This is a genomic window from Actinomyces israelii, from assembly GCF_030253495.1.
In the GTDB taxonomy this organism is placed as follows: Bacteria; Actinomycetota; Actinomycetes; order Actinomycetales; family Actinomycetaceae; genus Actinomyces; species Actinomyces israelii.
On sequence record NZ_CP124548.1, the window covers coordinates 3,303,032 to 3,311,085 of the forward strand.

Sequence of the window (8,054 nt, forward strand, 5' to 3'; positions counted from 1 at the left end):
CCCTGCCGTGCCGAAGCACAGCCAACCGCCAGTCACTCATAACTGCTCACTACCCTCTTGTATGCCTGCTCGAGATCGCCATCGCCCTGCCGGCGGACCTCCTCCACTGTGCCCAGGGCGAGCAACCGCCCGTCCGAGATCATCATCACCCTGTCAAATATCCGTTCAACGCCCTGAATAAGATGGGTGCTCAAGAGAACCGGCGCTCCATCGGAGCGCGAGACCCTGATTATCTCCAGGAGCCTGTCACGAGTCAACGGGTCCACCCCCGCCAGCGGCTCATCAAGAACATAGATGCGAGGAGCCCTCGCCATGATCAGCGCCAGATGCAGCCGCTCCGACATCCCCTTGGACAACTCGCCTACGCGTCTCCTCATGGTAACATTTGACCCTTCCAGGAAGTGCTCGAACACCGCCTTCCTGAAGTCGGCGTGGCGACTGGCGAACAGCATCATGGCCTGCTCAACCGACAACCACCGGTAGAGGAAGGGCTTATCTGGCAGATAGGCGATGTCTTTCCGGCTCGGAACCACCGCCTCACCCTCGTACCTGTTGATGTCTCCGCAGAGCACTCTCATAGTCGTCGTCTTTCCGGCCCCATTAGGCCCGAACAGACCGACGACTCCGAAGTCCGCCAGCAGGTCGAAGCTCAGACGTCGAATCGCCTCGAATCGCCCGTAACGAACACTCATCGACCTGAACGACACGACAGGGCTATCAACCATCTGTCCTACCTCCTAGGAAAAAGCAGTCGGGCGAACAAAATCACCAGAAAGCAGACCGAGATCACTTTCACAGCCACAGCGACACGATCAAAGTCTACTCTGCGCCTGGCCTCCGGATGGTCAATAATGACCATCAAGGCCTTCTGTCCGTCCGAATTCAATATCGGCATGAGATTCAACATGATCATCAATATAAATGAGCATCCTATGTAGCGCCGCACATCCCCTCCCGGCCCCGTCGGGCAATAAAATACGAACCACAGGGCGGTCGCAGCATTTACCCAGATTCCTGCCGTGTGACAGAAGACTCGTTCCGCAGGACTCAGCAAAAGCACTTGATTCATTCGCACATAGACGGCGGGCAGCACGTAGTAGTTCAACTTGAGTCCCACGCGGCTCGGTTTTCTCCCGCACACCCTCATCGCCCCGATGTGAGCGGCTTCGTGAACTGCGAGATTGGCAATGATGAATGCGAGCATGGCGATCGACGAGCCAAGATCAGGCCGCACGCGCGGTTGTCGGAAGAACCACGTCGCATCCATGCACACGAATACGCCCAACGACACGAAGAACAAACCAAGTGCCCAATTTGGAACAGCAGGTGCCACCGACCTCCACGGAATACTCTGCTCGGCGAGCTCCTCGGCCCCAACAGAGTAGTACCGGTCGAACCGACGATCATGAACCGTTGCGCGCCTGCCGAAACAGACGATCTCGCACGAACCGTCGACGTACCGCTTGCCACTCATCGTCCGGCTCCGGCCCCGGCTCTCGCCATCACTTCCTCTTCATACTTTGCGCGATACCGCTCAAACTCCGGACGGAGCATGCGAAGATGCTCGGAATTTGAGAATATCTCGCAGCACAAGTGGCAGGAGTCGACGACCGGAAATGGTTTTTGAAATCGCTCGACCCCGGCTGAGCCAAGACGATCAACGAACCAACCGAGACCTTCTCGTGTCATGATTCTGAATATCAGGTTGTTCTCAATCCTCCGACTCCCCTCGTCGATACTGAGATCGGATGCGGCTCCGATAGACAGAGCACTATTCATCACACCGGTCGAGCAGCACGGATACGCTCGGCCGTCGCTGGAGAATAGTAGAACCTGACCGGGGCACCTCAAGCCTTTATCGTCAGAATACCTGCGGTAAACTATCTCATCATCCGGGAGTGCCGCCGCAGAACCGACGGGCGACACGGAGGAGCGAGTGACCTGAACGCCTTCCAACAGTTCCTTCAATTCGGCAAGTATGCCATCGGATGAGTTCGAGCGCGACTCGCACATATTAATTGCCATGCGAATAGACGGCACTTCATGACGCGCCATGAGCACATTCTTCACGCGCCCTATCTTAATATAGGGGAGGTGAAACTCGTCTGCACTGATCGTCAGTTTTGACAGCCCGGCGTCCGCCAGCTCCCGAAGTCTGATTACGGCTATTTTGGGGGTGATCGCCCAAAATGCATTCAACACGAGAGTCATTACTTTTCCCGCTCGAGACACTCTGGCAATCAGATCGAGCATAAAGGCGCGCCGAAGGAGAGCCTCGCCGCCAGTGAATGAAATCACCTCGATGTCTTCAGAGTCAATCGTCTCGTCCACAAGACGATTCACCGTCTCGTCAGTCAGTCTTCTTCCGTCCGAAGGCGACGAGGAAACACAGCAATGCGCACATCGAGCATTGCATCGCATGTGCGGCGCAATAATTACCTGCTTCATGGGCACTCATTTTCGTCGGTCAAACTCGCTCGGGCGAGAGGCTCACTCGGGTGCGCGTGCATGCAGAACGGCTTCCAACCGTTCGGCTGACCCGCAACCGAGCGGGCCGTCCTCACCATCCGGCAACAACCCAGTTACTGCCGACCACAAACCAACCAAGATCATCGCTGTCTGCAAGCTCAACGACCTTGTCGTCCTTGTCGTCCAGCAGCAGAGTATCCAGCATCTCAACCATATTTTTTCGCCTCCCTTCGAGTCTCTATAAACATTAAGAATAACTCAAGAAGCACTCTAAGCACTCTCTGCGCCCGCCGTTGAGCCAGTTGCACGAGCCCGAAGTCAGCGCAACTGCATTATGGGCCCGGAGCCGTCGCCGCCGATGATGGTCCGATCGTTCTCATGCCACGACGCGAGGCCTTAGGAGGGGCGGCGATGGAGTATACCGCTATCACTGTGCCAACCCGGCCCGGGCCTCACCTTTGAGTGGGGACCGCAGCCACTCCCGCCCATTTCTCTTCTGCCCACCCCGGATGAATCGCTTGAATGCCATCAATGACTCGGCGCCTGCGCGCTCGGCCCCTGCCACAAAATAGCGCAGCAGACCTCGGCAACGAGTACATATGCCACCGCTCTTCCGCAGCGCTGGCGAATCAGCCCGCAGGAGGCGGGACAGCGCCAAGGGGCTCGTCAACGAGCGCCTCTGGATCGTCGATAAAAGTAGGGATCCTTCTGGTGGAACTCTGGGTAGACGACATTGTCCATTGTGGGATCACCTCAATAATAATGCCGCACCAAGGCAGGCCCGTGCGACTCAGGGGAAACTCAGGAAGCGAGCGGCCTGCAGCGCTGCAAGTTTATGAAGGGCAACCCGAATCGTCAATAGGCCTTTAGGCCCAATGCTGTTCAAGCGGATGAATGACGGTATCGAGCCGCCGAGCGGCGCACCTGAATGTGATGGCCTGAGCGGCGGTCACCCGGCCCGGCGAGGGCGGCCGCCTTGCGGGGCGGCGGGGCAGGGGCCGGCAGAGTGGACTGCCGGGTGTGTTGCGGACTGCTTTGAAGGTTGTGCTTCAGGCTGTTCGTCTTGTTCCTCGGTGCTCCTCCCGGGCCTTGCCCTGTGTCCGGCGCCCCGGGGCCGGGCGGGGCATCAGGGCGGTGACTGTGCTGCAGGTCGGTCCCCGACGAGGCGGTGACCCACATCCCGGGGATGTACGCCGGCTGCGGCGGCCTCCTGGAAAGGATCCGCGACGTCGGGACCGTGCGCCGTTAGGTGGTCGATCTGCCCATGGTGCGGGCTCGTGCGACCAGGCACCGGATCGTGGTGCGCCGCTGTTCGGAGCAAGTGGGAAGAGGAGAGCCGGCCCCGCGGAATCAGCCGCGGGGCGCCACTGCGAGGGTCCGCACCGCGGGCCGGGAGATGTCCGCCCGCTGCGCGGCCGCACGGCAGGCTTCGACAAGCACGTCGATGACGGCGGGGCGCGGCCGCTCCGCCCGCGTGACGATCTCGACCCGGCGGTGCTCGCGGGCCAGCGGGCGCACCTCCACCGCCGGGTGGCGGTAGGCGCTCAGCGCCATCCCGGGCAGCAGCGCCGCCCCCACGCCGGCGGCCACCAGGGCCTGGACGGCCACGTAGTCGTCGCTGGCGTATGCGGTCTCGGGCGTGAACCCGTTGGCCCGCCCCACGGCGATCAGCTCCTCGTGGCAGCGCGCGCAGCCGGTCACCCAGCGGCACCGCGCGCCCTCGCTGATGTCCGCGATGCCCGTAATGCCGCGGGCGTCGGTGATGAGGTAGAGGACGTCGTCGAGCAGGCGGACCGTCTGGAGCCCCGGACCGGCGTCGTCGTCGATGTAGGAGAAGGACAGGGCGGCGTCCACCCGCCCGCGGCGCAGGGCGTCCAGGGCCTCGGGCGGCTCGGCGTCGACGAGCTCGACCTCCAGGCCCGGGCGGCGGCGGGAGACGACGTCGAGGACGTCCGGGACCAGGGAGGCCACCGCCGACGGGAAAGCGGCCAGGCGGATGCGCCCCGCCTCCGCTCGGGCCATGGCCACCGCCTCGCGCTCTGTGCGCTCCAGCAGGTCGACCACCTCCTGGCCGCGGGCGGCCAACGCCCGCCCCTCCTCGGTCAGGCGCACGCCGCGCCCCGCCCGGGTGAGCAGGACGGCGCCGGTGGCCCGCGACAGGGCGGCGAGCTGGTGGGAGACGGTGGACTGGCTGTAGCCCAGGGCCTTGGCGGCGGCCGAGACGGTCCCGCGGCGGGAGAGCTCGACCAGGGCCCGCAGCTGCTGTACATCGATCACGACACCTAGTATGCCTCAAATCGATGGGTATTGAGAAAAACATTCATTGGACCGATAGGCGGGTGGCGGCGAGCATGGTGGCATGACTGCTTCTGCCGCACCCGCTGCGCCTACTGCGCCTGCCGCACCCACGACCCCCGCCTCCGGCCCGGACGGCCTCGACTTCGACGCCGTCGTGCGCACCCTGGAGATCATCTCGGCGGTCCTGCCCGAGACCCCCGCCTGGTCCTACCCGCTGCTCAACGCGGCGACCGGGGCCGACGTCGTCGTCAAGCACGAGAACGTCCAGCCGACCGGGGCCTTCAAGGTGCGCGGCGGGGTGGCGCTCATGGCGGCCCTGAGCCAGGAGGAGCGGCGCCGCGGCGTGGTCACCGCCTCCACGGGCAACCACGCCCAGTCCCTGGCCTGGGCGGGGGCGCGCCGGGGGGCGCCGGTGACCGTCGTCGTGCCCGACGGCGCCCCGGCCCGCAAGATCGCCGCCGTCCGCGCCCTGGGCGCCCGGGTGGTCGTCGAGGGCGACACCATGTGCGACTCGCTCGCCCACGCGGGGCGCCTCGCCGCCGCGGAGGGGATGCGCCTGGTCTCCCCGGGCGACGAGCCGGCGATCGTGCTCGGGCACGCCACCGTCTACCTGGAGCTCTTCCGCCGCCACCGCGACCTGAAGGCCGTCTACGTGCCGGTCGGCTCCGGGTCCGGGGCGGCGGGGGCGTGCCTGGTGCGCGACGCCGTGGCGCCCGGCTGCCGGATCGTCGGAGTGCAGTCCGCCGCCGCGTCGGCTGCGCACCGCGCCTGGCGGACCGGGCAGAGCGCGAGCGTCCCCAGCCGCACGCGGGTCGCGGGCCTGGCGGTGGGGACGAGCTTCGCGCTGACCCAGTCGGTCCTGCACCGCGGCCTGGACGACTTCATCCTGGTCGACGACGCCGACATCCTGGAGGCCGTGCGGCTCATGTGCACCCACGCCCATACCCTGGCAGAGGGAGCCGGAGCCGCGGGCCTGGCCGGGCTCATGGCCGACTCCGCGCCCGGCTCCGATCCCGGCTCCGAGTGCGGCGGCCCCTGCGCCGTCGTGTGCACCGGGGGCAACGCCGACGACGACGAGCTCGCCGGGCTCTCCGGGACCGCCGGACCCTCCCATCCGCAGGCAGCCGCCTGAGGGGGCGCCATTCGGACAGGCCGGCCGGGGCGAGGTCAAGGGCGATGGGCGGCGAAGGGCCGCCCGCCTCCGAGCTCCGACTCGCCGGCGGCCGGCGATGGGCGGCCGGCGGCTCGTGCGCTCCGATGATCGTCCAGCGGCGCGCCGGACGCGGCTCGGCCGAGTCCGGCGCGCCGCGCGCAGGACCGGCGCCCCGCACCGGACACGCCCCGGGACCGACGTCCCTTGACGCGTAGCGCCCGCCGCCAGGCCGCCACGCGCGCCGCCGGCACCGATCACCGGCTCATACAACTTCTACAACTTCGCATCAGGGTCTAGACAGAACGCGTGGTCGGCAGTAGAGTCACCGTGGGTCCTGAACCTAGTACCCTGCATCGGTCTTCCCTGCACTCGTCGCTCAGGATAAGGGTGAGTAATGACTAACCGCTACCAGATCAGTGACAGCCCCGAGGAACAAGCGAGCAGCAAGGCCTTTGTAGCGCCGACGCGCAAGGCCGGGATGAGTGCCTACCGGGCAGTCCTGTGGGCACTCGTCGTCACCTTGGCCATCATGAATGGTTTATCGACGGCCATCGGCCTGAACTTCCTGGTCAGTGCGGCCTTCGGCGGGCTCACGGTGGTCTGCATCGCGCTCCTGGTCGGAGACTACCTGAAGAAGAACCGCGAACGCTAGAGAGGCACTGCCGCCCGGAGAGCATCGGATCATAGTTGATTCTGAAAAGACAAGGAGATTCCCTGGTGCTTCGCGCCCTGCCCGCCCTGTTCGATCAGCTTGCCACTCACAATCATGTGCCTGGCGCACAGTTCACTCTCTACCACGACGGAAGGCTCCTCGAGCTTGTCGCCGGCGTGGAGCATATTCATCGAAGAACCCCTGTGACATCACGCTCGCGTTTCGCACTCGGCTCGGTGTCAAAGGTCATAACGGCAGCAGCCGTGATGCAGCTGCTCGAGGACGGCGACGTCGACCTGGACGCCCCTGTGGCGCGGTTCCTCCCCCGAGCTCTGGCCGGCCATGCCACCGCCGGCGCCATCACCCTGCGACAGCTGCTGAGCCACACGTCGGGCCTGGTCGCCGATCATATCGATGGCGCCGAGACGCCGGACTCCTCGCTTCGCAAGCAGGCCGCCTCAGTACTCGCCGAAGACCTTGTAAGCCGGCCGGGCAGCACCTTCTCGTACTCCAACAGCGGCTACTCGCTCGTCGGGTACGTGATTGAGGCCGTAGCCGGCCGGTCGTGGTGGGATACCATGCAGTCCTACTTGTTCGATCCGTGCGATCTGGACCTCGCGTTCATCGGCGACCCCCGCGATGGGGCCCAGCAGGCATCGGTCGTCACCGGTCACGCCGTTGACCCCTCCTCCGGTGCCGCCGTCCCGGTGGACTTCTACTGCGAGCACACCATGGCACCCGCCGGCGGGCTCGCGGCGAGCGCCTCCACGCTTGTGAGCTTCGCCCGCTCGTTCATGGTCTCGTCCGACCGCCGCGCGGACGAGCCGGTGGCCGATATAAAGACGCTGAAGCACATGTGGTCTCCAGTGCCAGGGGCGTCGCCCTTCGGCCTGGCGGACGGCTGGGGCGCCGGATGGGCCCTGTACCGGCGTGACGACCGCGTCTGGGCGGGGCATGACGGCACCCTCGACGGCGGCACCTGCCACATGCGGCTCGATCCCAGCGGCGGAACGGCTCTTGCGCTCACCACCAACTCAACAACGGGACTCGTGATGTGGTCCCAGCTGGTCGATGCGCTCGACAGTCTCGGACTGCACGTCGGCAGCTACCGGATGCCCGACCTCGCCGCCCGCCCGGGGCCCGCTCCGGCCGGCCTTGACATCAGCGGGCACTACACCAATGGCGACCTCGCCATCACCGTCCTCCCCGTCCAGGGCGAGGGCTACCGGATGAATATGCCGAACGGCCTTCACGGCACCATCGCCCTCTGCGACGACCTGCGTTTCAGCGTGCAGGTCGGCAAGCTGGGGAACATGAATTTCATGGGCCGGTTCGACACCGACCCGGACGACGGCTCCACAATCGGGGCCCTCGAGTACAACGGCCGTCGCCTGCGTCGCACATCCGGACTAAGCTCAGCACACGTCTGATCCTCTTTCTTCAGCCCGCCGGTCACCGCGTCTTCTTCTCATACTCCCTGAC

General features: G+C 65.2%; 8 protein-coding genes. 3 read left to right on the forward strand and 5 right to left on the reverse strand.

Features of this window, described 5'->3' with window-relative positions; translation table 11 throughout:
- Nucleotides 1-32 precede the first annotated feature (32 nt).
- The 5 genes from AIF0345_RS13760 to AIF0345_RS13780 form a co-directional block, all read right to left on the reverse strand.
- Nucleotides 33-725 (reverse strand): ABC transporter ATP-binding protein, encoded by a 693-nt coding sequence (locus AIF0345_RS13760; protein ID WP_285296455.1) that lies wholly within the window; start codon nt 723-725, stop codon nt 33-35.
- Nucleotides 726-730: 5 nt separating this feature from the next.
- Entirely contained in the window at nt 731-1,474 is a 744-nt protein-coding gene (locus tag AIF0345_RS13765) for a hypothetical protein (protein ID WP_285296456.1), read from the reverse strand.
- A complete protein-coding gene (locus AIF0345_RS13770) occupies nt 1,471-2,448 on the reverse strand; it encodes a radical SAM protein (RefSeq protein WP_285296457.1) in 978 nt (325 codons plus the stop codon). The genes AIF0345_RS13765 and AIF0345_RS13770 overlap by 4 nt, the downstream gene beginning before the upstream one ends.
- Nucleotides 2,449-2,560: 112 nt before the next feature.
- Entirely contained in the window at nt 2,561-2,683 is a 123-nt protein-coding gene (locus AIF0345_RS13775) for a hypothetical protein (protein WP_285296458.1), read from the reverse strand.
- 1,136 nt (nt 2,684-3,819) lie between these two features.
- Entirely contained in the window at nt 3,820-4,746 is a 927-nt protein-coding gene (locus AIF0345_RS13780) for a LysR family transcriptional regulator (RefSeq protein WP_268918199.1), read from the reverse strand.
- A gap of 82 nt (nt 4,747-4,828) precedes the next feature.
- Here AIF0345_RS13780 and AIF0345_RS13785 point away from each other — a divergent pair, with 82 nt between their 5' ends.
- From AIF0345_RS13785 to AIF0345_RS13795, 3 genes are all read left to right on the forward strand, one after another.
- Nucleotides 4,829-5,899, forward strand: coding sequence for a threonine ammonia-lyase (locus AIF0345_RS13785; protein ID WP_285296459.1), 1,071 nt, complete (start codon nt 4,829-4,831; stop codon nt 5,897-5,899).
- 415 nt (nt 5,900-6,314) lie between these two features.
- A complete protein-coding gene (locus AIF0345_RS13790; protein ID WP_268918197.1) occupies nt 6,315-6,572 on the forward strand; it encodes a hypothetical protein in 258 nt (85 codons plus the stop codon).
- Between the two features lie 65 nt (nt 6,573-6,637).
- On the forward strand, nt 6,638-8,002 hold the full coding sequence (locus AIF0345_RS13795) for a serine hydrolase domain-containing protein (RefSeq protein WP_285296460.1): 1,365 nt from the start codon (nt 6,638-6,640) through the stop codon (nt 8,000-8,002).
- Nucleotides 8,003-8,054 lie beyond the last annotated feature (52 nt).